General features: G+C 69.9%; 20 protein-coding genes. 11 read left to right on the top strand and 9 right to left on the bottom strand.

The annotated features are described in order from the left end of the window. Positions 1-3: 3 nt before the first annotated feature. Positions 4-981: a D-2-hydroxyacid dehydrogenase gene (locus LY40_RS00460; protein ID WP_183785556.1), complete on the bottom strand. Its 978-nt coding sequence runs from the start codon at positions 979-981 to the stop codon at positions 4-6. A gap of 159 nt (positions 982-1,140) precedes the next feature. On the opposite strand from LY40_RS00460, the gene LY40_RS00455 reads away from it, so the two are divergent. Next, the gene (locus tag LY40_RS00455) at positions 1,141-1,866 is read left to right on the top strand and encodes a maleate cis-trans isomerase family protein (RefSeq protein WP_183783456.1); all 726 of its coding nucleotides are present in this window, start codon (positions 1,141-1,143) and stop codon (positions 1,864-1,866) included. Continuing rightward, entirely contained in the window at positions 1,863-2,558 is a 696-nt protein-coding gene (locus tag LY40_RS00450) for a GntR family transcriptional regulator (protein ID WP_258935570.1), read from the top strand. Before LY40_RS00455 ends, LY40_RS00450 begins: the two co-directional genes overlap by 4 nt. Positions 2,559-2,588: 30 nt before the next feature. Here the strand turns inward: LY40_RS00450 and LY40_RS00445 are convergent, their stop codons facing one another. The 3 genes from LY40_RS00445 to LY40_RS00435 form a co-directional block, all read right to left on the bottom strand. Then, entirely contained in the window at positions 2,589-3,200 is a 612-nt protein-coding gene (locus LY40_RS00445) for a class I SAM-dependent methyltransferase (protein WP_183783454.1), read from the bottom strand. A 242-nt stretch (positions 3,201-3,442) separates the two neighbouring features. Next, complete coding sequence (locus LY40_RS00440; RefSeq protein WP_258935569.1) at positions 3,443-4,498, bottom strand: tartrate dehydrogenase; 1,056 nt, start codon at positions 4,496-4,498, stop codon at positions 3,443-3,445. After that, entirely contained in the window at positions 4,495-5,961 is a 1,467-nt protein-coding gene (locus LY40_RS00435; RefSeq protein WP_183783452.1) for an NAD-dependent succinate-semialdehyde dehydrogenase, read from the bottom strand. Before LY40_RS00435 ends, LY40_RS00440 begins: the two co-directional genes overlap by 4 nt. 331 nt (positions 5,962-6,292) lie before the next feature. Between LY40_RS00435 and LY40_RS00430 the strand changes: the two genes are divergently transcribed. The 5 genes from LY40_RS00430 (at position 6,293) to LY40_RS00410 (ending at position 12,337) form a co-directional block, all read left to right on the top strand. Continuing rightward, positions 6,293-7,546, top strand: coding sequence for an aspartate aminotransferase family protein (locus LY40_RS00430; RefSeq protein ID WP_258935568.1), 1,254 nt, complete (start codon positions 6,293-6,295; stop codon positions 7,544-7,546). A gap of 14 nt (positions 7,547-7,560) precedes the next feature. Continuing rightward, positions 7,561-8,058, top strand: a complete 498-nt coding sequence (locus tag LY40_RS00425) for a DUF3830 family protein (protein WP_183783450.1) — start codon at positions 7,561-7,563, stop codon at positions 8,056-8,058. Between the two features lie 640 nt (positions 8,059-8,698). After that, entirely contained in the window at positions 8,699-8,821 is a 123-nt protein-coding gene (locus LY40_RS00420; protein ID WP_258935567.1) for a hypothetical protein, read from the top strand. Positions 8,822-9,102: 281 nt separating this feature from the next. Then, the gene (locus LY40_RS00415; protein ID WP_258935566.1) at positions 9,103-10,749 is read left to right on the top strand and encodes an FAD-binding dehydrogenase; all 1,647 of its coding nucleotides are present in this window, start codon (positions 9,103-9,105) and stop codon (positions 10,747-10,749) included. 43 nt (positions 10,750-10,792) lie between these two features. After that, the gene (locus LY40_RS00410) at positions 10,793-12,337 is read left to right on the top strand and encodes an acetolactate synthase large subunit (protein WP_258935597.1); all 1,545 of its coding nucleotides are present in this window, start codon (positions 10,793-10,795) and stop codon (positions 12,335-12,337) included. 394 nt (positions 12,338-12,731) lie between these two features. Here LY40_RS00410 and LY40_RS00405 read toward each other — a convergent pair whose 3' ends face one another. Both LY40_RS00405 and LY40_RS00400 read right to left on the bottom strand, forming a co-directional pair. After that, positions 12,732-14,903 carry a 3-hydroxyacyl-CoA dehydrogenase NAD-binding domain-containing protein gene (locus tag LY40_RS00405; protein ID WP_183783447.1) on the bottom strand — a complete coding sequence of 724 codons (2,172 nt, stop codon included), beginning with the start codon at positions 14,901-14,903 and terminating at the stop codon, positions 12,732-12,734. A 16-nt stretch (positions 14,904-14,919) separates the two neighbouring features. Continuing rightward, complete coding sequence (locus LY40_RS00400; protein WP_183783445.1) at positions 14,920-16,131, bottom strand: acetyl-CoA C-acetyltransferase; 1,212 nt, start codon at positions 16,129-16,131, stop codon at positions 14,920-14,922. 163 nt (positions 16,132-16,294) lie between these two features. Here LY40_RS00400 and LY40_RS00395 point away from each other — a divergent pair, with 163 nt between their 5' ends. The 3 genes from LY40_RS00395 (at position 16,295) to LY40_RS00385 (ending at position 20,606) form a co-directional block, all read left to right on the top strand. Next, positions 16,295-17,746, top strand: coding sequence for a TetR/AcrR family transcriptional regulator (locus tag LY40_RS00395; protein WP_258935565.1), 1,452 nt, complete (start codon positions 16,295-16,297; stop codon positions 17,744-17,746). Positions 17,747-18,079: 333 nt separating this feature from the next. After that, positions 18,080-19,375: an acyl-CoA dehydrogenase family protein gene (locus LY40_RS00390; RefSeq protein WP_258935596.1), complete on the top strand. Its 1,296-nt coding sequence runs from the start codon at positions 18,080-18,082 to the stop codon at positions 19,373-19,375. A gap of 22 nt (positions 19,376-19,397) precedes the next feature. Further along, a complete protein-coding gene (locus tag LY40_RS00385) occupies positions 19,398-20,606 on the top strand; it encodes an acyl-CoA dehydrogenase family protein (protein WP_258935564.1) in 1,209 nt (402 codons plus the stop codon). A gap of 183 nt (positions 20,607-20,789) precedes the next feature. Here the strand turns inward: LY40_RS00385 and LY40_RS00380 are convergent, their stop codons facing one another. From LY40_RS00380 to LY40_RS00370, 3 genes are all read right to left on the bottom strand, one after another. Further along, positions 20,790-21,830 (bottom strand): serine hydrolase domain-containing protein, encoded by a 1,041-nt coding sequence (locus LY40_RS00380; RefSeq protein ID WP_258935563.1) that lies wholly within the window; start codon positions 21,828-21,830, stop codon positions 20,790-20,792. Between the two features lie 55 nt (positions 21,831-21,885). After that, entirely contained in the window at positions 21,886-22,530 is a 645-nt protein-coding gene (locus LY40_RS00375; protein ID WP_183783442.1) for a LysE family translocator, read from the bottom strand. 300 nt (positions 22,531-22,830) lie between these two features. Further along, complete coding sequence (locus tag LY40_RS00370; RefSeq protein WP_258935562.1) at positions 22,831-23,757, bottom strand: NADP-dependent oxidoreductase; 927 nt, start codon at positions 23,755-23,757, stop codon at positions 22,831-22,833. Positions 23,758-23,898: 141 nt separating this feature from the next. Between LY40_RS00370 and LY40_RS00365 the strand changes: the two genes are divergently transcribed. Beyond that, positions 23,899-24,510, top strand: a complete 612-nt coding sequence (locus LY40_RS00365) for a TetR family transcriptional regulator (RefSeq protein WP_183783440.1) — start codon at positions 23,899-23,901, stop codon at positions 24,508-24,510. Positions 24,511-24,580 lie beyond the last annotated feature (70 nt).

The raw sequence follows: 24,580 nt of genomic DNA, 5'->3' as shown, positions 1-24,580 counted from the left end.
CGATCAGCTCCCGGACGGCACGTAACCCAGCTGCTTGTCGACGACGTTGCGCAGCGATTCGCCTGCGCGCCAACGGCGGAAGTTGTCCGTGAAGACACCGACGAGTTCGCGGCGCCAGCCCACGACATCACCTGACATGTGCGGGGAGATCAGCACGTTCTCCATCGTCCACAACGGATGGTCGGCGGGCAGCGGCTCGGTGTCGAACACGTCGAGTGCCGCGCCCGCGATCGCCCCCGACCGCAGCGCGGCGACCAGGTCGTCGGTGACCACCAGCTCGCCCCGGCCGACGTTGATGAACCGCGCGGAGGGCTTCATCGCCGCGAACGCGGCCTCGTCGAACATGTTCTTCGTCTGGTCGGTCAGCGGTGCGACCGCGACGACGTAATCGGTGTCGGCCACGCACTCGGCGAGGCGTTCCGTCGAGTGCACGGTGCCGAAGTCCGGGTCGTCGGAACGCGAGCGCCTGCCCGCACCCGACACCCGCAGTCCCGCCGCGCGCAGCAGCCGCGCGATCGCCCTGCCGATCGGACCGGTGCCGACGACGACGGCCGAGGCGCCGCCGATCCGTTCGGTCTCGCGATGCCGCCAGGTGCGCGCGTCCTGCAGGCGCAGCGAGCGCGGCATGTCCTTGGCGAACGAGAGCACCTGGCCGAGCACGTACTCGGCGATGGAGTCGTCGAACACGCCGCGCGCGTTGGTGAGCACGACGTCGCTCTCCTGCAGTTCCGGGAACATCACGGGGTCGACGCCGGCCGCGGCGATGTGCAGCCACTGCAACCGGTCGGCGGCATGCCACGCCGCCGGCAACACCGTGGACAGGAAGTCGTACATGAACAGCGCGTCGGCTCCCCGCAGCGCGTCGGCGAGCCCGGCGGCATCCGTGTACCGGACCTCGGCCTGTTGCTCGACGGCCGTCATGTCCGGGGGCGGGGCGTCACCTGTCAGCACGGCCAGCACGGGTGTGCCGGTCTCGGTCACCGCATTCACCGTTGACACGCTAGGAGTGGGTCGTAAGATTGTCAACAATCCGGGGCACTCCTCGGATCCCACCGCCGCCACGCAGGCAGCCGCCGTCACTCGGGCAGTGGCCGACGGCCGTGTCCACCGTGGACCCCACGGACGCCGAGGAGGTGCCTCGTGCCCACGATCGGTTTCATCTACCCGGATCACGCCGCGGAGGACGACTATCCGCTGGCCGAACGGATACTCGGTGACGGCACCACGCTTCCCGTGGAGCACATCTACGGCACCGACCTGCACGCGGTGCCCGAACTGCTCGACCTGGGTTCACCCGCGCGCCTGTCCGGTGGAGCCGCGCTGCTGGCGAAGCACGCACCCGACGCCGTCGTCTGGGCCTGCACCAGCGGCAGCTTCGTCTACGGCTGGGACGGCGCCGCCGAGCAGGTCGCCGGACTGTCGGAGGCCGCAGGCGGACTGCCCGCGTCGAGCACGTCGCTGGCGTTCGTCCACGCCGCCCAGACCCTCGGGCTGCGCACCGTCGCCGTGGCGGCCAGCTACCCGGACGACGTGGCCAAACTGTTCGCCGATTTCCTCGGCCGCGGCGGGATCGACGTGGTGTCGGCCTCGGCCGCCGAGATCGACACCGCCGCCGAGGTCGGGAACCTGCCGCCGGAACGGGTCGTCGAGCTGGCGGTGAGCCACGATCACCCGGAGGCCGATGCGGTACTGGTGCCGGACACCGCGATGCGCACCCTCTCGCTCGTCGACGACATCGAGCGCCGACTCGGCAAACCCGTGCTGACCGCCAACCAGGTCACCGTGTGGGAGGGCCTGCGCATCGCCGGCGTCACCCGCGCCTACGACGGGCTGGGCACACTGCTGCGCACCGAGGGCCGCCGATGATCGCCGACATCGAACCCGTCAACCGGGAATCCACGGCCGCGATCATCGCCCGCAGGCTGCGCGAGGCGATCATGGCGGGAACGCTGGCCCCGGGAACGCAGCTCGGCGAAGCGGATCTGGCCTCCCGGTTCCAGGTCTCCCGCGGACCGCTGCGCGAGGCGATGCAGCGACTCGTGTCCGAGGGCCTGCTGCGCAGCGAACGTCACCGCGGCCTGTTCGTCATCGACCTCGAACCCAGCGACATCCAAGACATCTACACCGCGCGCTCGGCGGTGGAACGCGCGGCGGCGACACTCGTCGTGCACGCATCCGACCGGGACGCGATCGCCGCGGTACTGGACGAGGCCGTGGCACGGATGGCCGACGCGGACGCCCAGGGCGACCCGACCGCACTGTCCGAAGCGGACCTGCAGTTCCACGAGGCGCTCATCGAGGCCTCCGGCAGCCCCAGGCTGCGCCGGATGGCCCGCACGCTGATGATCGAGACCCGCATGTGCCTGACGGCGCTGCAGCGCACCTACCCCACCGACGACTACGAGACCGACGAGCGCATCGCCGAACACCACGCGATCATCGCGGCCGTGCGCGCAGGCGACGAACCGGAACTGCTGCGGCTGCTCGACGAGCACATGGCCGACGCCGTGCGCCGCCTCGCGCCGGGTTCCGGCGACGACGCGGCCGACAACGCCTGAACCGGGAGACCGCCGCGAGCTGCGGCCCGGTCAGTCGGTGCCGCGAGCTCCGCGGCACAGGTAGGTCATCGCGGGCGGCAGGTTCCGCCACACCGGCGACTGCACCTCGACCTCCTCGAACACGGCCTCGACCTCGCTGCGGAACCGCTTCGACCCCGGAATCCGCGCGGCGTGGACGTAGGCGAACGTCGTGAACACCGCGTGCGGCGCCATGGCCGTGGAGATCTCACCGAGGATCCGGCGTTGCAACTCCACGGTGAACAGCGACCACGGCAGGCCGCACAGCACCGCGTCGACGCTGGTCACGCCGCGGTCGGCGAGGATCTTCCCCAGTTCGGCGGCGTCACCGTTCACGACCTCGACGCCCGGGATGGTGCGTTCGAGATGATCCGCCATCCGCTCGTCCTGTTCGATGGCGATGTAGCGGCCGCCACCGGCCACGCGTTCGCTCGCCACCCGGGTGAACGCACCGGTGCCCGCGCCGATCTCCACCACGGTCGGAGTGTCGACCCCGTCGGGCACGGCGGAGGCCATCCGCGCCGCGAGCGCGCGCGAACTCGGCGCAGCGGCACCGACGGCCTTCGGGTTGCGGACGGCCGCGGAGACGAACGGAGGGACCGAACGTTTCAGAGCATCGAGCATGACCACACCATCCGCGACAACCCGGCCTTTCGCCTCGTGTCGAACATCACAACAGGTCCTGACCGCCTGATTCCCGGCCGAGACGGTCCGAACGGACCGCCTCACCGAGCATAGCGGCCGCCGGGCCGCCGACGGTGCAGACGTCGGCATCCCGGCGGCCGCGGCCGCATCGCGCCACCGCTCCCGGAGCGGGTCCGGCTTCGCGTCGCGACTCGGTACCCGCTACAGCGACTCGGTACCCGCTACAGCGACTCCGCCACGGCGGAACCCAGCTCGGCGGTCGTCGCACCGCCGCCGAGGTCGGGGGTGAGTACCTCGGAGGCCGCCAGCACCGATTGCACCGCACCGCGGACCGCCTCGCCCGCCGCCTTCTCGCCGAGCTGGTCGAGCATCATCGCCGCGGCGAGGATCTGCGCCACCGGGTTCGCGATGCCCTGCCCCGCGATGTCCGGTGCGCTGCCGTGCACGGCCTCGAACATCGACGGGAACTGGCCCTCGGGGTTGAGGTTGCCGGACGGGGCCATGCCGAGCCCGCCGGTGATCGCCGCTGCGAGATCGCTGAGGATGTCGCCGAACAGGTTCGACCCGACCACGACGTCGAGCAGGTCCGGCCGTTGCACCATCCGTGCGGCCAGCGCGTCGATGTGCATCTGCTCGGCCTCGACGTCCGGGTACTCGGCAGCGACCTCGGCGAAGATCTCGTCCCAGAACGGCATCGTGTGGATGATCCCGTTCGATTTCGTCGCCGAGCACACCCTGCGCTGCCGCGTACGCGCCAGCTCGAAGGCGTAGCGGACGACGCGTTCCACGCCGACCCGGGTGAACACCGACTCCTGCAGCACGAACTCGCCGGGGCGGCCCGCGTTGTGCCTGCCGCCCACCTCCGAGTACTCGCCCTCGGAGTTCTCCCGGACGATCACCATCTCCAGCTCGTCGGCGCCGCGGCCGGCGAGCGCGGACGCGGTCCCCGGCAGCAGGCGCACCGGCCGCAGGTTGACGTACTGCTCGAACGCCCTACGCACCGGGATCAGCAGCCCCCACAGCGAGACGTGATCCGGCACGCCGGGGAACCCGATCGCACCGAGCAGTACGGCGTCGAACGACCGCAACGTCGCGATGCCGTCGGCGGGCATCATCGCTCCGGTCTCGGCGTAGCGCTCGCAGCTCCAGTCGAACTCGGTCCATTCCAGCCCGAAGCCGAACCGCTGCGCGGCGGTGTCGAGGACCTTGCATGCCTCACGCTGGACGTCGACCCCGATGCCGTCGCCGGGGATCGACGCGACGCGGTACGTGCTCACAGGCCACCCACCGCGATGTACTTCGTCTCCAGGAACTCGTCGATGCCGACCGTGCCGCCCTCGCGCCCGAGCCCGGACTGCTTGACGCCGCCGAACGGCGCAGCGGGGTTCGACACCACGCCCTGGTTCAATCCGACCATGCCCGTCTCGAGCCGCTCGCTGACGCGGATCGCCCGGGTGAGGTTCTGCGTGTAGACGTAGCCGACGAGGCCGTACTCGGTGTCGTTGGCCGCCGCGATCGCCTCGTCCTCGGTATCGAAGGTCGAGACCGGCGCCACCGGGCCGAAGATCTCCTCCGACGTCATCCGGGCCTCTTGCGGCACGTTCTTCAGGACCGTCGGCTGGTAGAAGTTGCCGGGACCGTCCACAGTGGCACCACCGGTGAGCACGGTCGCCCCCCGCTGCGCCGCGTCACCGACGAGCGCCGACACCTTCTCGATCGCGGCGGAGTCGATCAGCGGGCCCACCACGATGCCGTCCTCGGTGCCACGACCGATGGGCAGGCCTTCCATACGCTCGGTGAGCTTGCGCGAGAACTCGTCGGCCACGGAGCTGTGCACGTAGAACCGGTTGGCCGCCGTGCACGCCTCGCCGATGTTGCGCATCTTGGCCTGCATCGCGCCGTCGACGGCCGCGTCGAGATCGGCGTCGTCGAACACGACGAACGGCGCGTTGCCGCCCAGCTCCATCGACGTCCGCATGACGGTTCCGGCGCACTGTTCGAGGAGTTTGCGGCCCACGCCCGTCGAGCCGGTGAACGAGAGCTTCCGCGCGCGCCCGTCGCGGATCATCGGCTCCATCACGCCGCCCGCCTGCGTGGTCGTGACGACATTGAGCACGCCGTCCGGCAGACCGGCCTCCGCGAGGATGCCCGCGAGCGCCAGCATCGACAACGGCGTCTGCGCGGCGGGCTTGATGACCATCGTGCAGCCCGCGGCGACGGCGGGACCGATCTTCCGCGTGCCCATCGCCATGGGGAAGTTCCACGGGGTGATCAGCAGGCACGGGCCGACCGGCTGCTTGGTGACGAGGAACCGCCCACTGCCGTTGGGTGCGACGGCGTAGCCGCCGTCGATCCGCACCGCTTCCTCTGCGAACCAGCGGAAGAACTCGGCCGCGTAGGCGATCTCCCCCTTGGCCTCGGCGAGCGGCTTGCCCATCTCGAGCGTCATCAGCAGTCCGAGTTCGTCCTGCCGCGCCATGAGCTTCTCGTAGGCCCGCCGCAGAATCTCGCCACGTTCCCGCGGTGGGTACGCGGCCCAGTCGGCCTGCGCGGCGGACGCGGCCTCGAGTGCGGCGATGCCGTCCTGCGGCGAGGCGTCCGCGACCGCGCACAACACCTCGCCCGTCGCCGGATCGTGGACGTCGAACGTCGCGTTTCCGGCCGCCGGGGCCCATTTGCCGCCGATGAACAGTTCCTTGTTCACCGCCGAGACGACACCGGCTTCACTGACCGTGCTCATGCCACAGCTCCCAAGTTCGTCGAAGATCCCACGTGTGATCGGGGTTCCCGGCCCGCGCACAGACGACCCATAACCGAGTCGTGCCTCTCGCCGGAACTCCTGCCCGTCACGGGCATCGGCTCCGTTCCCACGAGGCGTCATTGCGCCGCCCGCATGGCTATGCTACGAACATTGTTGACAATCTACAACCCCGTCGGCCGCGGACTCCGGACCCGGAACCACGGCCCGATGGCGCCGGGTTCGAGCCTGGACCGGAACCACCGCGTCCGGCAACCGGTGACACCGACGCCGGACGAGGTCAGCCCCCGGAACCCGAGAAGGAGCCCCAGTCATGGCCACGCTGTCCCCTCTGCTCAAGCAGGCGACCCCGGTAGTCGTCGACCACGGCGAAGGTGCGTATCTGTACGACACCGACGGCCGCAGGCACCTCGACTTCACCGCGGGTATCGGTGTCACCAGCACCGGACACTGCCACCCGCGCGTCGTGGCCGCAGCGCAGGAGCAGGTCGGCAAGCTCGTCCACGGCCAGTACACGACCGTGATGCACAAGCCGCTGCTCGAACTGTCGGAGCGACTCGGCGACGTGCTGCCGACAGGCCTCGACTCGCTGTTCTTCGCCAACTCCGGCAGCGAGGCCGTCGAGGCCGCGCTACGGCTGGCCCGGCAGGCCACCGGCAGGCCCAACGTCGTGGTGTTCCAGGGCGGGTTCCACGGCCGCACGGTCGCCACCGCCACCATGACCACGTCAGGCACGCGGTTCAGCGCGGGCATCTCACCTCTGATGGGCGGCGTGCACATGGCGCCGTTCCCGTTCGCCTACCACTACGGCTGGGACGAGAAGACCGCCACCGACTTCGCACTCCGCGAGCTCGACTACCTGTTCGCCACCGCCACCGCGCCCGGCGAGACGGCGGCGTTCTTCATCGAGCCGATGCTCGGCGAGGGCGGTTACGTCCCGGCGAACCCCGAGTTCATGGCGGGCCTGCGCGAGCGCGCCGACGAGCACGGAATCCTGCTCGTGGTCGACGAGATCCAGACCGGGTTCGGCCGCACCGGCAAGTTCTGGGGCCACGACCACTTCGGCGTCCGGCCCGACCTCATCACGATCGCCAAGGGCCTTGCCAGCGGCTTCCCGCTGTCCGGCATCGCCGCGAGCGCGGACCTGATGGCGAAGGCGTTCCCCGGTTCGCAGGGCGGCACCTACGGCGGCAACGCCGTCTCGTGTGCGGCGGCCGTCGCGACCCTCGACGTCATCCGCGACGAGAACCTGGTCGCCAACGCGGCCGAGCGGGGCGAGCAGCTGCTCGCCGGTGCGCGGGCGGTCGCCGAGAAGACGCCGGCGATCGGTGACGTGCGCGGCCTCGGTCTGCTCGTGGGCTCCGAGTTCACGACCGCGGACGGCAAGCCGGACAACGCGACGGCGCAGGCGGCGCAGAAGCTCGCGGCCGAACGGGGTCTGCTGATGCTCACGTGCGGGGCGTACATGAACGTCGTCCGCATGATCCCGCCGCTGGTCGTCACCTCCGAACAGGTCGACGAGGCACTGGAGATCTGGGCCGATGTCGTGGCCGAGGTGACGAAGTAGCGGGCGGGCGCACAGTGAGCAGGTACATCACGATCACACTGGACAAACGCGGCGTGTCCTGCCGCGCGCGCCTGCTGGACGACGAGGCGCCGCGGACGTGCCAGGCCGTGTGGGACGCGCTGCCGCAGAGCGGGTCGGCGTATCACGCGAAGTACGCCAGGAACGAGATCTACACGCTCGTGCCGCCGTTCGCCGACCCGAAACCGGGACGGGAGAACCCGACGATCACCCCGATCCCCGGCGACGTCTGCTACTTCGGCTTCGAACCGTGGGAGATCGGCAACCCGGCCTACGGCTACGACACCGACAGCGAGGCACACAGCGACCGGGGCGCCACCGACCTGGCGATCTTCTACGGCCGCAACAATCTGCTCATCAACGGCGACGCGGGCTGGGTGCCGGGCAACGTGTTCGCCACGATCGAGGAGGGCCTCGACGCCATGGCCACGGCCGCACAGGACATGTGGCTACGCGGTGTCGAGGGCGAGACGATGACGTACGCGCGCGCCTGACACGCGCGTAGCCGCCACCAGCGGGGCGGGCATGCCGACACGGCGTGCCCGCCCCGCTGTCGTATCAGTGCCACGTGTCGTGTCCGCGCCACTGTCGTGTCCGCGCGCCTGGCGGACGCGGACCCGCCGCAGCCACGCGCCACCGTCGTATCCGCGCCACTGTGGTGTCCGCGCCGCCGTCGTCCGCGCCGCTGTCGTGTCCCTCACCCGTGTCCCTGTTTCACCCGCGTCCTACCCGCTGCCGAGTCGGTGCCACCCGTTCCCGGTTCCGCCCCTGCCGCGTGTCCGACCCCGGCATGCCGGGGCGACGACGAGCCGTGCAGCCGGTCCGGCATTCCCTCGAACGAGTGGTTCGATCGAACTCACGTGACGTGATCTCGCGTCACCCTTCGGGGAGGCGACACGCCACTACCGTGGTTCATGATCGTTATTACCGAGCGTGACGACGTCCGTTGTCATCACACATCGTGATCCCGCCACCCCGCGCTCCACCCAGACAAAAACACGAAAGCCTTACATGTTTAGAATGAGAAGATTTCACGTTTCATGACGAGGGTTCGAGCGGCCTTTTGACAGCGGCCGGGGGCGCTGAAAACGTTGCCGTGCTTTCGAAAGCAACGTGTGCGTCGCGAACACACGGATGTCAACGAATCACTCCAGTACGAAGGAGCCCCTCGAAATGCAGCACTTTGCCATGCACGGCGGCGACATCATCACGTCGGTTCTGGCCAACCTCTCGCACCTGCTGGGCTGGCTGGTCTGAACCACCTGCTAGGACACCGAGAGTGACCGAGGGGCCGGTATCGTTGGCGCGGACCGGCCCCTTCGGCTCTCTCCCGGCGCCGGCCCGGTGACACCTCCACGGGCCGGCGCTCCGCCGTCGCAGTGCCCTGATCCGCCGCCAAGCTGTGATCCGCCGCCACACGATGACCGGCCGTCGCGCATGATCTCCGCTCCCGACGGCCCGCCCGCAAATCCGCCGCGGCCCTGTCTCGGAACGGCGGCACAGCGGTAACCTGCAGGCGACTCGGAGCGGAGGTGTCCATGGACGCGGATGTCATCGTCGTCGGCGCGGGACTGGCCGGGCTGGTCGCAACGGCCACGCTGGCCGACGCGGGCAAGCGCGTCATCGTCGTCGAACAGGAACCCGAGGCCTCCCTCGGCGGACAGGCCTTCTGGTCGTTCGGCGGCCTCTTCCTCGTGGACAGCCCCGAGCAACGCAGGCTCGGTGTCCGCGACTCCCACGAACTCGCCTGGCAGGACTGGGTCGGCACCGCCGGTTTCGACCGCGACGAGGACGCCTGGCCGCGCCGCTGGGCCGAGGCCTACGTCGACTTCGCCGCCGGCGAGAAGCGGGCGTGGCTCGCCGCGATGGGCATCAAGTTCTTCCCGGTGGTCGGCTGGGCCGAGCGCGGCGGTTACGGCGCCATGGGCCACGGCAACTCCGTGCCCCGCTTCCACATCACCTGGGGCACCGGGCCCGGCGTGCTCGACCCGTTCGTACGACGGGTTCGCGAGGCCGTCGGCCGCGGACAGGTCGAGCTGCGCTTCCGGCATCGCGTCGACGAGCTGACCACCTCCGCCGGAGCCGTCGACGGTGTGACCGGTTCGGTACTCGCCCCCAGCGACGTCGCCCGCGGCGAGAGCAGTTCCCGCGAGGTGACCGGCGAGTTCGGGCTCCGCGCCCAGGCCGTGCTCGTCGCCAGCGGCGGCATCGGCGGCAACCACGACCTCATCCGCAAGAACTGGCCCGGCCGCCTCGGTGAAGCGCCGCGGTCGATGCTCTCCGGCGTCCCCGAGCACGTGGACGGCCGCATGCTGGGCATCAGCGAGGCCGCGGGCGCGCACCTGATCAACCGCGACCGCATGTGGCACTACGTCGAGGGCATCGACAACCACTCGCCCGTCTGGCCGCAGCACGGCATCCGCATCCTGCCGGGGCCGTCGTCACTGTGGTTCGACGCGACCGGCGAGCGGCTGCCCGTTCCCCTGTTCCCCGGGTTCGACACACTCGGCACGCTGGCGCACCTGCGCCGCACCGGACACGACCACTCGTGGTTCGTGCTGACGCAGAAGATCGTCGAGCGCGAGTTCGCACTGTCCGGTTCGGAGCAGAACCCCGACCTGACGGGCAAGGACCTGCGGATGACACTGCAGCGCGTCAAGCCCGGTCCACCCGGCCCCGTGCAGGCGTTCCTCGACAAGGGCCCCGACTTCGTGGTCGCCGACAACCTCGACGACCTGGTCCGCGGCATGAACGCCAAGACCGACGAGGACATGCTGTCGGTCGAGCAGATCCGACGCGAAGTCGTGGCCCGCGACCGCGAGATCGGCAACGAGTTCACCAAGGACATGCAGATCACTGCGCTGCGCGGGGCGCGGAAGTTCCGCGGCGACAAGCTCGTGCGCGTCGCCTCGCCACACCGCATGCTCGACCCGAAGGCCGGCCCGCTCATCGCGGTGAAGCTCCACGTGCTGAGCCGCAAGACGCTCGGCGGCCTGGAGACCGACCTGGACGGCCGCGTACTCGGCGACACGGGCGAGCCGGTGCCGGGCCTGTACGCGGCGGGCGAGGCGTCGGGCTTCGGCGGTGGCGGCATGCACGGCTACCGCTCGCTCGAGGGCACGTTCCTCGGAGGCTGCCTGTTCACCGGCAAGCGTGCGGGCGAGGCATTGGCCAAGTCCGGTTGACCGAGCGTTCCAGGAAGGCGGCAGGACACGCATGGGCGAGAGCATGACCGGCGCACAGGCGTTGCTGGCCACGTTGGCCGGTGCCGGGGTCGAGGTGGTGTTCGCCAATCCGGGCACGTCCGAGATGCACTTCGTCGCGGCACTCGAGGCGGATCCGCGGGTACGGGGCGTACTCGGGCTCGCCGAGGGCGCCGTCACGGGTGCGGCCGACGGCTACGCGCGGATGAGCGGCACTCCCGGCGTGACGTTGCTGCACCTCGGTCCCGGACTCGGGAACGGCCTGGCCAACCTGCACAACGCACGGCGTGCACACTCGCCCGTCGTGAACGTCGTCGGCGACCACGCCACGTATCACAAGCTGTTCGACGCACCGTTGGAATCCGACATCGACGCCGTGGCGGGCACGCTCGGCCGGGTGCTGCGCTCCGAGAATCCCGCCGACGTGGGACCGGACGCCGCCGCGGCGCTCGCGGCGGCCCAGGACGCTCCCGGCGGGGTGGCGACGCTGGTCCTGCCCGCCGACGCCTCGTGGAGCGACGGCGGAATCCCCTCCGCTCCGGTCGCACCCCGTGCCCCGGCTCCGGTGTCCACTGTGGATCCCATCGCCCACGTACTGCGGAGCGGTGAGGCCGTGACCCTGCTGCTGGGCGGCGTCGCATGCCGGGAACGCGGGCTGCGGGCCGCGAGCCGCATCGCCGAGGCCACGGGCGCGCGGCTGCTCCTCGAGACATTCCCGGCCCGGCTGGAACGCGGCGCGGGCCTGCCCACCGTGGAACGGCTCGGATACGTCGCCGAACAGGCCGAGCAGCAGCTGGATGGTACCCGGCACGTGATCGTCGCGGGCGCGAAACCGCCCGCCACGTTCTTCGCCTACCCCGGGAAACGGGGCGACCTCGTACCGGAGCAGGCCACCCTGCACACGCTCGCCGAGCCGGGTGACGACGTCACCGGCGCCCTCGAGGAGCTCGCCGAGCTGGTCGCTCGCGACACCGAACCCGCGCTCGCGCCCGCGCACCGGCCGGACCTGCCGTCCGGGGAACTGACCGTGGCGAACTGGGCCGACGTCATCGGGGCGCTGCTGCCCGACGACGCGATCGTCGTCGACGAGACCAACACCTCCGGACTGCTGGTCGCCGCGGCCACCGCTGGCGCACCCCGCCACGACGTCCTGTCGCTCACCGGCGGCGCCATAGGACAGGGCATCCCCGTCGCCACGGGGGCCGCCGTCGCGGCGCCGGAGCGGCCGGTGATCAACCTGCAGGCCGACGGCAGTGCGATGTACACGATCTCGGCACTGTGGACGCAGGCCCGCGAAGGACTGAACGTGACGACGGTGATCCTCAACAACCGGGCGTACGCGATCCTGCGGATGGAGCTGCAGCGCACCGGCGCGGGCGACGTCGATCCCGCCAAGGCCGGCTTGTTCGACCTGTCCACTCCGGACATCGACTTCGCGAGGATCGCCGAGGGAATGGGCGTGCCTGCCACGACGGCGACCACCGCGGAGGAACTCGCCGACCGGTTCCGCCGGGCGCTCGCCGAGCCCGGCCCGAACCTGATCGACGCCCGCATCCCGCCGCTGCTGTGACCCCGCGCGCCCACCTCCGAGCGTCCCGAACCCGTGTGTTGTCGATCCAGGGGCCCATGTTGTGCATCCCGGGGCCCGTGTTGTGGCCCGCCGGATTGCAAGACGACACCGACGACGCGCGGCAACGCGGAAGCACTGCGGCGCGGCGGACGATGGCCGACGTCGCAGGCGCCCGAAAGGGGCTGAGCCACACCGCGACCCGCCGGAATCGACCACACGGGCCCTGGAATCGACAACGCGATCCCCGGAACCCGCAACACGGCCGCCCAGAAACGCAACACAGGCCCCGGGAAACGCAACACGACCCCGGGTCGCGGAAGTTCGCGACCCGGGGCCGTGTCGTTCACGCCCGATTCAACCGGCGAGCGTTCACGCCTGGTTCAGGCGCAGGCGATCACTCGTAGATCTCGCCCTTCTCGGCCTTCGCGACCAGCGAGGCCGGCGGCTCGAAGTGGCTGCCGTACCGCGCGGCGAGTTCCTTCGAACGCGCCACGAAGCCCTTGAGGCCACCCTCGTAGCCGTTGATGTACTGGATCACGCCACCGGTCCACGGCGGGAATCCGATGCCCATGATCGAGCCGATGTTGGCGTCCTCGACGGTGTTGAGCACGCCCTCGTCGAAGCACTTCACGGTCTCGAGTGCCTCGGCGAAGAGCATACGCTCCTTGAGGTCCTCGAACGGCACGTCGCCGCTTCCGCTGTTGAATGCCTCGCGCAGGCCCGGCCACAGCTGTGTCCGGTTGCCCTCGTCGTCGTAGTCGTAGAAGCCCGATCCCGTCGAACGGCCCTTGCGGTCGTACTCGTCGATCATCCGGTCGATGATCGCCTCCGACGGGTGCGCATCCCACGTACCGCCCGCGGCCTCGATCGCCTCCTTGGTCTCGAGACGGATCTTGCGCGGCAGCGTGAGCGTCAGCTCGTCCATCAGCTGCAGCGGCGGCGCCGGGTATCCGGCCTGCGAACCGGCCTGCTCGATGGTGGCGGGCTCGACCCCCTCACCGAGCGCAGCCACGGCCTCGGCGATGAACGTGCCGATGACGCGGGAGGTGAAGAAGCCGCGGCTGTCGTTCACGACGATCGGCGTCTTCTTGATCTGCAGCGTGTAGTCGAAGACCTTCGCCAGCGTGGCGTCGGAGGTCTTCTCGCCGCGGATGATCTCCACGAGCGGCATCTTGTCCACCGGCGAGAAGAAGTGGATGCCGATGAAGTCCTCCTGCCGCTGCACCCCCTCGGCCAGGCCGGTGATGGGCAGCGTGGAGGTGTTGGAGCCGAGCACGGCGTCGGGGTTGACGACGTCCTCGATCTCCTGGAACACCTTGTGCTTGAGCTCGGTGCTCTCGAACACGGCCTCGATGACGAAGTCGACGCCCTTCAGATCGGCCGGGTCGGCGCTCGGCGTGATGCGGCCGAGCAGCGCGTCCGACTTCTCCTGCGTGGTCTTGCCCCGCTTGAGTGCCTTCTCCTCGAGCTTGACCGCGTAGCCCTTGCCCTTCTCGGCGTTCTCCTGGGAGACGTCCTTGAGCACCACGTCGATGCCGGCCTTGGCCGACACGTACGCGATCGCCGCACCCATCATGCCCGCGCCGAGCACGCCGACCTTCTTGGCCTGGTACTGCTCGTGGCCGTCCGGGCGCGACTCACCGGCGTTGATGGCCTGCAGGTCGAAGAAGAACGCCTTGGTCATGTTCTTCGCGACCTGCCCGGTGACGAGGCTGACGAAGTAGCGCGTCTCGATCAGACCCGCCGTCTCGACGTCGACCTGTGCCCCCTCGACGGCGGCGGACAGGATGGCCCGCGGCGCCGGCATCGGCGCGCCCTTGAGCTGCTTGCGCAGGTTCGCGGGGAACGCGGGCAGGTTGGCGGCGAACTTCGGGTTCGACGGGCTGCCGCCCGGGATCTTGAAGCCCTTCTGGTCCCACGGCTGCACGCCGCCCTCGGGGTTCTCCTTGATCCAGGCCTTCGCCTTCGGCAGCAGTTCGTCCACGCTGGACACCAGCTCGTCCACCAGACCGAGCTCGAGCGCCTTGGCGGGCCTGTGCCGCTGGCCCTGCACGAGCACGTTCATGATGGCGCTCTGGATGCCGAGCAGGCGGACCGTGCGGACGATGCCGCCGCCACCGGGCAGCAGGCCCAGCGACACCTCGGGCAGGCCGATGGCCGTGCCCTTGACGTCGGCGACGATCCGGCGGTGGCAGGCCAGCGCGATCTCCAGGCCGCCACCGAGCGCCGCGCCGTTGATGGCGGCGACGACCGGCTTGCCCAGGGTCTCCAGCCGGCGCAGCTGCCCCTTCAGTTCGTTGCTCGCTTCCGTGACCTCGGCGGCGTCGTCGGGCGTCGCCTTGATCAGGTCGTTCAGGTCTCCGCCCGCGAAGAACGTCTTCTTCGCCGAGGTCAGCACGACACCGGTGATCGAGTCCTTCTCGGACTCGAGACGGTTCAGCACGACGCCCATCGACTCGCGGTAGTCCGCGTTCATCGTGTTGGCCGACTGCTTCGGGTCGTCCATCGTCAGCGTGACGATGCCGTCGGAGTCCTGCTCCCAGCGGATGGTCTTGGCTTCAGTCATTGTTTTTCGCTCGCCCTCACACACGCTCGATGATCGTGCCGATACCCATACCGCCGCCGATGCACAGCGACAGCAACGCGCGCCGCTCCTGGCGCCGCTCCAGCTCGTCGACCATCGTGCCGAGGATCATCGCGCCGGTGGCGCCGAGCGGGTGACCCATCGCGATGGCGCCGCCGTTGACGTTGACCTTCTCCTCGGGGAGCTTCAGGTCCTTCATCCACTTCATGACGACCGAAGCGAACGCCTCGTTCAGCTCGAACAAGTCGATGTCGTCGGTGGTCATGCCCGCCTGCGCGAGCACCTTCTCGGTGGCGGGCGTCGGGCCCGTGAGCATGATCGTCGGGTCCGACCCCGTGATCGCGGCCGACACGATGCGCGCACGCGGCGTCAGCCCCAGGTCCTTGCCGACCTGCTCATTGCCGATCAGCACCACTGCGGCGCCGTCGACGATGCCCGACGAGTTGCCGCCGGTGTGGACGTGATCGATCTTCTCGACCTGGTGGTACTTCTGCAGCGCCACCGCGTCGAAACCGCCCATCTCGCCGATGCCTTCGAAGGCGGGCTTGAGCTTGGCCAGGTCGTCGACCGTGGTGCCGGGCCTGCGGTGCTCGTCGTGGTCGAGGATCGTCACGCCGTTCATGTCCTTGACCGGCACGACGGACTTGGCGAAGTAGCCGCCGGACCACGCCGCCTCGGCCTTGTCCTGCGAGCGGACGGCGAAGCGGTCGACGTCCTCACGGGAGAAGCCCTCGAGGGTCGCGATCAGGTCGGCACCGATGCCCTGCGGCACGAAGTAGGTGTCGTAGTTCGTCGCCGGGTCGGTGAACATCGCCCCGCCGTCGCTGCCCATCGGTACCCGCGACATGGACTCGACGCCGCCTGCGAGCAGCAGGCCCTCCCAGCCGGAGCGCACCCGCGCAGCGGCCTGGTTGACGGCTTCGAGGCCCGACGAGCAGAACCGGTTGAGCTGCACGCCCGCGACGGTGTCGGGCAGGCCGCCCGCCATCGCGGCGGCACGCGCGATGTCGGCGCCCTGGTCGCCGACCGGCGAGACGACGCCGAGGACGATGTCCTCGATCTTGGCCGGGTCGAGACCCGGGTGCCGGCTCTTGAGCTCGTCGATCAGACCCGTGACCAGGTCGACCGGCTTCGTCCCGTGCAGGGCTCCGCCCTTGTTCTTGCCACGAGGCGTGCGGATCGCCTCGTAGATGAACGCCTCTGTACTCACACCAACGGTCCTTCCTCGCGGCTGACGGCAAGCATGCAGCCGACATGGTCGACAGTGCCCATGCGTGTAGATTCGGTGCTAATCGCTACTAACATAATCCGCCTTATTCCCATGGTGTCAATGGGTTGTCAGCTGAACCGGCCACGCTAAAGTTGTCTCACCTATGGCACGGACAGCACCCAGCGGCAAAGGGCCCCGCACAGGCGACAAGCGGCCCCGTGACCGCAAGACGCAGCTCGCCGCCGTCGCGGCCGAGCTGTTCCGTGCGCGCGGTTACCACGGCGTGGGCATCAACGACATCGCCGCCGCCGCCGGCATCACCGGACCGGCGCTGTACCGCCACTTCAAGGACAAGCAGGCGATCCTCGCGCACGTGCTGCGCGCCGGCCTGGAAGAGATCGAGGAAGCCACCGGCGCGGCGTCCCTGGCGGGCGCCCACCCCTCACCGGACCAGCTCAACACCCTGCTGACCGAGCTGGCAGGCAAGTCGGTGGAACGGCGCGACGCCGCGGCCCTGTGGCGCTGGGAGGGCAGGCACCTCGACGCCGAAACCCAGCGCGACCTGCGGGAACGATCCGGGGCGATGCTCGCGACGTGGACCAAGGTGCTGCTGAGGGTCCGCCCGGAGCTGCCCCCTGAGGACGCCGAACTGCTGTGCTGGGCCGTGCTCTCGGTGTTCGGCAGCGTGTCCGTCCATCGCACGAGCGTGCCGAAACGGCGGTTCGAGCAGCTGCTCGTCGACATCGCCACCCGCGTCCTGCGGGCCGGCCTGCCTACCGGCTCCGCCCCCTCCGGGCCCGACGCGCCGGCCACCGGCATCCCCCACGCGGCGGCGTCCGATGCGGCGGCATCCGGTGCGGTCCCGCCCGGTGCGGTCCCGCCCGGTGGGGTGACGTCCGGTGCGGTCGCGTCCGGTGCGACGGGGACACCCGACCTTGCCGCCGGTGCCGTGGGTGCCGGACCCGCGTCCGAGCCGCTCACGACACCGTCCCGCCGAGAACAGATCCTCACCGAGGCCACCGAGCTGTTCGCCTCCCACGGGTTCAGCGCCGTGAGCATGGACGACATCGGCCGCGCGGCCGGCATCGCGGGGCCGAGTGTGTACCGGCACTTTCCCAGCAAGGCGAGCCTGCTGGGCGCCATCGGCCGCAGGGCGGGCGACCGGCTCCTGTTGGGCGCCGAGGATGCGCTGCGTTCCGACGGCGAGTGGCCCGCGCTGCACCGGCTCGCCGAGTCCTACGTCGCGACGCTGACCGGCCAGCCTGAACTCCTCGTGTCGTTCTCCGTGGACCGCGTGCACATCGACGAACGCGACCGCCCCGAGCTGCTGCGGATCCAGCGCGAGTACGTCTCTCGTTGGGTCCGGCTGCTGGAAGCCGCGCGTCCCGAACTCGACACCCGCGAAGCGAAGATCACCGTGCACGCCGCACTGACGGTGGCCAACGACCTCACCCGCACCCGCCGGGTGAACCGCAGGCCCAACCTGCCCGCCGAGCTGCTCACCCTCATGAGCACCGTGCTGGGCGCCGGCGGCCGCGACACGGCCCCGGCCCGGCAGTCGTCGACACCGGACGTTGCCGGACAGGACGGTCGCTCCGGATACACAGGACGATGACAGGCCGAGCCTGGTAGGGCAGCAAGGACCGAGAATCGGGCCGTCGCGGACCACCTGGGACCCGCCGGGTGGGCCCTGTGGACCGGCTCGCGCGGGTCGGCGTGGGGAACACTGACGGCTCACCTGTCGCGGTATCCGTGCGGCCGGGCAGTCGGTTGTCCCGCCGGACACTGCTCCCCACCTCGACCGACCACGCTCGCCGTGCGCGGCGCCACCTCCGCACTTCCCGCCCCCTACTGGCGAGTCACCGTCATTCGCGTTAACCTACTCGCGAGTAGGTAACCGAAGGGGATGACTGTGGCTCGAGAGAATCCGCAGCAGGGGCGCGACGCCATGGGCCTCGGCCTCGCCGCGCTGAACCGGCTGGCAGGCAGCAAGCTGATCGACCGCGCGGGCCTGCGCAAGCCCGTGGAGGGCCTCGTCTCGTCGGCCACTCGTGCCGGCTTCCAGGCGGCGGGCACGGCGAATCGCACGTTCAAGGCGACGACGCGGCTCGGCAAGCCCGCGCGCCTCGAGAAGGCTCCCGATTCGGGACTGTTCGACCTCGAACCCACCGACGAGCAGCAGATGATCGTCGAGACGGTCGACGAGTTCGCGGCGGAACAGCTCCGACCCACGGCGGCTCAGGCCGACGACAAGCTCGCACCCCCGGACGGCCTGCTGGACCGGGCCGCAGAACTGGGCGTGACCCAGATCGGCATTCCCGACGAGCTCGGCGGCGTCGGCTCGGAGCGCTCGGTCGTCACCAACGCGCTCGTCGCCGAGTCGCTGGCCCACGGCGACATGGGCCTGGCCGTGGCCGTGCTCGCGCCGTCGGCGGTGAGCAACGCACTCGTGCAGTGGGGCGATGCCGACCAGCAGGCGACCTACGTGCCCGCGTTCGCGGGCGAACACGTGCCGGCCGCGGCGCTGGCACTGCAGGAACGCACCCCGCTGTTCGATCCGTTCGCCCCGAAGACGCGCGCGAAGCGCACCCCGAACGGCTATCGGCTGGACGGCGTGAAGTCGCTCGTGCCGCGCGGGGCGGACGCCGAACTGTTCATCGTTTCGGCCGACCTCGAAGGCCGCGGGCCCGCCCTGTTCATCGTCGAGGGGGCCACCGCGGGCGTGTCGGTCGAGGCCGAGCCCGCGATGGGCCTGCGCAGCGCCGCGACGACGAAGCTCGTGCTCAGCGACGTGACGCTGCCCGCGGGCGCACTACTGGGCGGCGGCAGCCGCGAGGTGTTCGCCGACGTCGTGCGCCTGTCGCGGATCGGCTGGGCCGCGCTGGCCTGCGGTACGGGCAAAGCGGTGCTCGACTACGTCATCCCGTACGTCAACGAGCGGGAAGCGTTCGGGGAGCCGATCAGCCACCGCCAGGGCGTGGCGTTCCAGGTGTCGGACATCGCGATCGAGTTGGAGAGCATGCGGCTGACGATGCTGCGTGCCGCATCGCGGGCCGAACAGGGCAGGCCCTACGCGCGCGAGGTCGCGCTGGCCCGCAAGCTCGCGACGGACAAGGGCATGCAGATCGGCAGCGCGGGTGTGCAGCTGCTCGGCGGGCACGGCTACACCAAGGAACACCCGGTGGAGCGCTGGTATCGCGACCTGCGCGCGATCGGCGCCGTCGACGGCATCGTTCTCCTGTAGAGCAGCGCAGAAAGGGCTTGCTGTGATCAACCTCGAGATCCCCAAGAAGGCCAAGGCGCTGGTCAACCAGGCGCACCAGGCGGCCGCGGAAGTGTTCCGCCCGAACTCCCGTAAGTACGACCGGGCCGAGCACGCGTATCCCACCGAACTGGACATGCTGGCGTCCCTGCTGGACGGTCTGAACTCGTCCGGCGAGGGCGGCGCGGGCGCCTCCGGGGTGCGCAAGGACGACAACAACGAGGACAAGGGGAACCGCAACGGCGGCAACCTGTCCACTGTGCTCGGCGCGATCGAGATGTGCTGGGGCGACGTGGCGCTGCTGCTGTCGATGCCGCGGCAGGGCCTCGGCAACGCGGCGATCGCCTCCGTGGCCAACGACGAACAGTTGGAGCGGTTCAAGGGCAAGTGGGCCGCCATGGCGATCACCGAGCCGAGCTTCGGGTCCGACTCGGCAGCCGTGAGTGCCACCGCGGAACTCGACGGCGACGAGTACATCATCAACGGCGAGAAGATCTTCGTGACCGCGGGCGAGCGGGCCGACTGCGTCGTCGTGTGGGCCACATTGGACAAGTCGAAGGGCCGCGCCGCGATCAAGTCGTTCGTCGTCGAGAAGGGCACGCCCGGGTTCGAAGTGGTGCGACTGGAGCACAAGCTCGGTATCCGCGCCTCGGACACGGCGGTGCTGCGGTTCGAGAACTGCCGGGTGCCGAAGGAGAACCTGCTCGGCAGCCCGGAGGTCGACACGAAGACGGGCTTCGCGGGGGTCATGCAGACCTTCGACAACACCCGTCCCATGGTCGCCGCGATGGCGGTCGGCGTGGCACGGGCAGCGCTCGAGGAGACCCGGCGCGTGCTCGAAGACGCCGGTGTCGACATCGACTACGACAAGCCGGCGAACGCCCAGAGCGCGGCGGCCGCCACGTTCCTGCAACTCGAGGCCGACTACGAGGCCGCGTACCTGCTGACGCTGGAGTCGGCGTGGATGGCCGACAACCGCAAGCCCAACTCGCTGCAGGCGTCGATGGCCAAGGCCAAGGCCGGTCGGTCCGGTGTGGACATCACGCTGCGCTGCGTCGAGCTGGCCGGTGCGTACGGCTACACGGAGGAGTCGCTGCTCGAGAAGTGGAGCCGCGACGCGAAGATCCTCGACATCTTCGAAGGCACCCAGCAGATCCAGCAGCTCATCATCGCCCGGCGCCTGCTCGGCAAGTCCAGCGCCGAGTTGAAGTAGAACCCTTCCCGACGACCGCCCGGCTGCCCTCACCCCTGCAGCCGGGCGGTTTTTCGCTCGGTGCCTGTCTCACTCGGTGTCTCTCTGGCCGGGCGTGGTCGTCCATCGACGGCGGTCGATCACCGTTCGACGGTTTCCGGTGGGCAGCACCGCCTACAGTCGCCGAACGCACGCCAGGCGCCGTCACACCGGGATGGCGTCGGAGATGTCGCGAACGAGCAGTCCGACCGAGTCGGACCAGCGCGAGACGATGACCAGTTCGCGGGCCGGATCGACCCACAACAGATGACGGTCGCCGCATCCCCTGGCGCACCGGCCGGTGGCAGGAGCGTCGGCGAACACATGCAGCCGATCGTTCAGCCACCACAGGTAGCCGTAATCCGGGTTGACCGAGCAGGGACGCCAGCTCGCATCGATCCACTCGGTACTCAGCACCTGCTTTCCGTGCCATGACCCGCGTTCGAGGAACAGTTCGCCCAGTAGCAGCAGGTCCGCCGTGGACATCCACAGTCCACCACCCCAGTGCGCACCACCCGAGACCACCGACAGTTCCGTGCCGTCCACCGCAATCGTCGCCTCGCGGTAGCCGTGCCACGACCAGGTCGGCGATGCACCGATCGGGTCGAACAGCTCCGTACGGGCCACCTCGGCCAACGGCCTACGCCACAGCGCTGTCAGAGCGAGTGCGAGCAGGTTGACCCGAACATCGTTGTACGCCCACGCCGCACCCGGCTCGGCGTAGGCGGCAGAACCACCGTCGCGGAGGCTCTGCGCGTCGACGTGAGCCGGCTTCCCCCACAGCTCACCCGCCCATCCGCTCGTCTGCTGCAGCAGATGACGCCACGTCAGATCCGGGCCGAGTCGCACCGGCAGGTCGACCGTGTCCTCGACCGGAGCGTGCACGTCGGGGAGCAGGCCACGGTCGGACGCCGCACCCGCGACCGCGGAAAGGACCGTTTTGGTGACCGAGAAACACATCTCGGGCCGATCGACGTCGCCCCACTCGGCGATAACCGCACCCCGGAAGCTCACCAGGCCGCTCGGACCGCCACCCGGCAACAGTGGTCCGACGACCTCGCGGTGCGCCCGATCGGTGACCTGCGCCGCATGAAACCTGGCGATGTCCTCGATTCCAGGCGTCGCGCGACGTTCGGCCCGCTCGACGGCATCGTGAATCGCGGGCAGCGTGAACGCGAAATTCACCGACGCTCGGCTCGGTCCCATGCCGCAGTAACATGCCACGCCAGGGCCGGCGGCGTCATACCGGAGGCAGTCGGTGTCACGCGGACGCCGGGGTTCGGGACAGCGCAGTGCGCAGCGCGAAGGCACCGAGCACGCCTCCTGCCGTGTAACGCACGGCAGCCATGCCGCGAGGTCGGGCCGCCAGGAATCGCGAGGCCCGCGCAGCCCCCAGGACGACCACGGCATTCACGGCAAGACCCACAATGATCTGCACGGCCCCGAGCTGCAACAGCTGTGTCCATGCGGGACCGGCGTGCGGGTCCAGGAATTGCGGCAACAGTGCGGCGTACAGCAACGCGATCTTGGGATTGAGCAGGTTGGTGACCATCCCCATCGAGAACAACCGCACATCGGAGTCCGGAGTCAGATCCTGAGCCGGGTCCAACGGCGAACGGCTACCCGGCTTGATCATTCCCCAGGCCAGATAGCCGAGGTAGACGGCACCCGCCAACTTGACGACCGTGTACGCGACCGGCACGGCGGCGAACAGTGCGGACAAACCGGCAGCGGTGGCCACCAGGTAGCAGACGAATCCGACCCCGGTACCGGCCAAACTGACCAGACCCGCCCTGCGCCCCTGGGTCAGCGCGCGAGAGGCGAGGTAGACCATGTTCGGTCCGGGTGTCATCGCCATTCCCAACTCGAGGAGCGCCACTCCGGCCACGGCGGTCGTGGTGATCACCTGTCGGCCTCCTGACGCCTCGTCGTCGGGGAACAATCGGCGTCCGATCGTACGGCAGCACACCTGCAGAAACAGGTCGTGCGTCGGTAACTCACGCCACAATGCTCACGCCATAATGCCCACACCACAATGCTCACGCCTCGTCGACGATGGCCACGGCGTGGACCGACACGAAACCGTGGCAGCGCTCGCGCCACCCGTCGCCGCGCCAGCTCGGCGGTCCACTCGCGACAACGGGCGGGCCACCGCGCAGTGCGGCCGCGAGTACGTCCCCCTGCCGCCCGCGCTGCGACGCCGCGATCAGCCGACCGTCAGCACGAGCTTGCCCCGAACGTTGCCTGCCTGACTCACTCGCCACGCAACGGCGGCCTCGGCGAGCGGATAGGTGCGGTCGACGTGCACACCCAACTTCCCGGCGTCGGCCAGCTTGCTCAGTTCGGTGAGGTCCTCGGCGCTCGGCCGCACCCACATGTACCGACCGCCGTACTCGGTCACAGCGGGGTCGGCGATCGACGCCACACGCGTCCGGTCCTTCGTGACCTGCCGGGACACGTCGACCGCTTCCTCGCCGCCGACGAAATCGACCGTCGCGTCGACCCCGTCCGGCGCGACCTCACGCAGCCGGTCGGCCAGCCCTTCACCGTAGGAAACGGGCTCCGCGCCGAGCTCGTCCAGGAACGCGTGGTTGCGTTCACTCGCCGTGCCGATCACCCGCGCACCGAATTCCTTCGCCAACTGGACACCCAGTGCACCGACCCCGCCGGCGGCCGCGTGGATCAGGACCGTGTCCCCGGCGCCGACGCCGAGCCTGCGCAGCGCCTGGTACGCCGTGAGCCCCGCGAGCGGCAGCCCGGCCGCTTGCGCCCAGTCGAGCGCGGCCGGTTTCGGGGCCAGCAGCCGCACGTTGGCCGAGACCAGCTCCGCGTACGAACCGAGTTCCGCGTGGTCCTTACGGACATAGCCGATCACCTCGTCACCGACTGCGTACTCCTCGACGTCCAGGCCGACCGCTTCGACGATGCCCGCCACGTCCCAGCCGGGAATCAACGGGAAACGCGCCTCCATCAGCGGGTCGAGCCCGCCTGCGGCGAGCTTCCAGTCGACGGGGTTGACGCCGGCCGCCTTCACCCGCACCAGCACCTCACCGGGCGCCACCTTCGGGTCGGGGTGGTCGGCCACGGTCACTTCGTCGGGTCCGCCGTATCGGTTGAGAACGATCGCCTTCATACGCCGTGCAACGAGGTCACCGCGGACGCACATTCCCGGTCTTCCGCACCCAACGGTGAGTCGACGGCGAGCCTGTGTCGTCGCTTACACGGCGCCGGAATTTTGCACTCGAGTGCATGTTTGCGGCGTAGGCTGGAGGGCATGCAGCCGGGACTTCGGGAGACGAAACGCGTGCAGACGCGACTCGCGCTGTGCCGCGCGGCCGTCGACCTCGCCACCGAGGCCGGCGGCACCGAGGAGGTGACCGTCGAGGCGATCGCCGAACGAGCGCAGACATCCCGACGCACGTTCTTCAACTACTTCCCCACCAAGGACGCCGCGTTCGTCCGGCCGCTGTACGCCCTCGGCGCCGCGTTCACCCACGCCCTCGCCGAACGCCCGGACGGCGAGCCCGCGTGGGAGGCCGTCCGCCACGCACTGCACGCGGCGCTGACCGTCCCGGAGGCTGATCCGGCGCTCATCGCCGCAGCGGACGCCCTGGTCACCGCCTCGCCCGCCATGGTTCTCACCACCGAGGCGCACGCGCCCGACGAACCGAGCGCTCCCGAGCTGCTCCGCCGGGGGAAGGCCCACATCGCCCGCCTCACCGGCGGCGACCCCGACCGGGACGTCTACCCCCAACTCGTCCTCGAGACGGCGGGCGTGGCCTTGCGCGTCGCGAGCCGAACCTGGGCCGCCCGCGGCGGTGACCCCCGAGGTCACGTCGACACCGTCGTCGACCTGCTCCGCGACGGCATCCGCCCGCAGCACTGAGCACCGCCGCTCCCCGCACCGACCACCTCCGCTCGCCGCCGAACGGAGGATCCGCCGACCGCCCGAAGGA

Origin of the sequence: Prauserella salsuginis (assembly GCF_024648885.1) — a bacterium.
Taxonomy (GTDB): Bacteria; Actinomycetota; Actinomycetes; order Mycobacteriales; family Pseudonocardiaceae; genus Prauserella; species Prauserella salsuginis.
Note: the sequence above shows the minus strand (reverse complement) of the source record. Positions and strands in the feature narration are given on the sequence as shown.

Excerpts from the sequence above, each read along its gene's own strand:
- LY40_RS00450 (WP_258935570.1), top strand. The coding sequence starts at position 1,863 with ATGATCGCCGACATCGAACCCGTCAACCGGGAATCCACGGCCGCGATC.
- LY40_RS00445 (WP_183783454.1), bottom strand. The coding sequence starts at position 3,200 with ATGCTCGATGCTCTGAAACGTTCGGTCCCTCCGTTCGTCTCCGCGGCC.
- LY40_RS00435 (WP_183783452.1), bottom strand. The coding sequence starts at position 5,961 with ATGAGCACGGTCAGTGAAGCCGGTGTCGTCTCGGCGGTGAACAAGGAA.
- LY40_RS00430 (WP_258935568.1), top strand. The coding sequence starts at position 6,293 with ATGGCCACGCTGTCCCCTCTGCTCAAGCAGGCGACCCCGGTAGTCGTC.
- LY40_RS00420 (WP_258935567.1), top strand. The coding sequence starts at position 8,699 with ATGTCAACGAATCACTCCAGTACGAAGGAGCCCCTCGAAATGCAGCAC.
- LY40_RS00415 (WP_258935566.1), top strand. The coding sequence starts at position 9,103 with ATGGACGCGGATGTCATCGTCGTCGGCGCGGGACTGGCCGGGCTGGTC.
- LY40_RS00410 (WP_258935597.1), top strand. The coding sequence starts at position 10,793 with ATGACCGGCGCACAGGCGTTGCTGGCCACGTTGGCCGGTGCCGGGGTC.
- LY40_RS00405 (WP_183783447.1), bottom strand. The coding sequence starts at position 14,903 with ATGACTGAAGCCAAGACCATCCGCTGGGAGCAGGACTCCGACGGCATC.
- LY40_RS00395 (WP_258935565.1), top strand. The coding sequence starts at position 16,295 with ATGGCACGGACAGCACCCAGCGGCAAAGGGCCCCGCACAGGCGACAAG.
- LY40_RS00390 (WP_258935596.1), top strand. The coding sequence starts at position 18,080 with ATGGGCCTCGGCCTCGCCGCGCTGAACCGGCTGGCAGGCAGCAAGCTG.
- LY40_RS00380 (WP_258935563.1), bottom strand. The coding sequence starts at position 21,830 with ATGGGACCGAGCCGAGCGTCGGTGAATTTCGCGTTCACGCTGCCCGCG.
- LY40_RS00370 (WP_258935562.1), bottom strand. The coding sequence starts at position 23,757 with ATGAAGGCGATCGTTCTCAACCGATACGGCGGACCCGACGAAGTGACC.
- LY40_RS00365 (WP_183783440.1), top strand. The coding sequence starts at position 23,899 with ATGCAGCCGGGACTTCGGGAGACGAAACGCGTGCAGACGCGACTCGCG.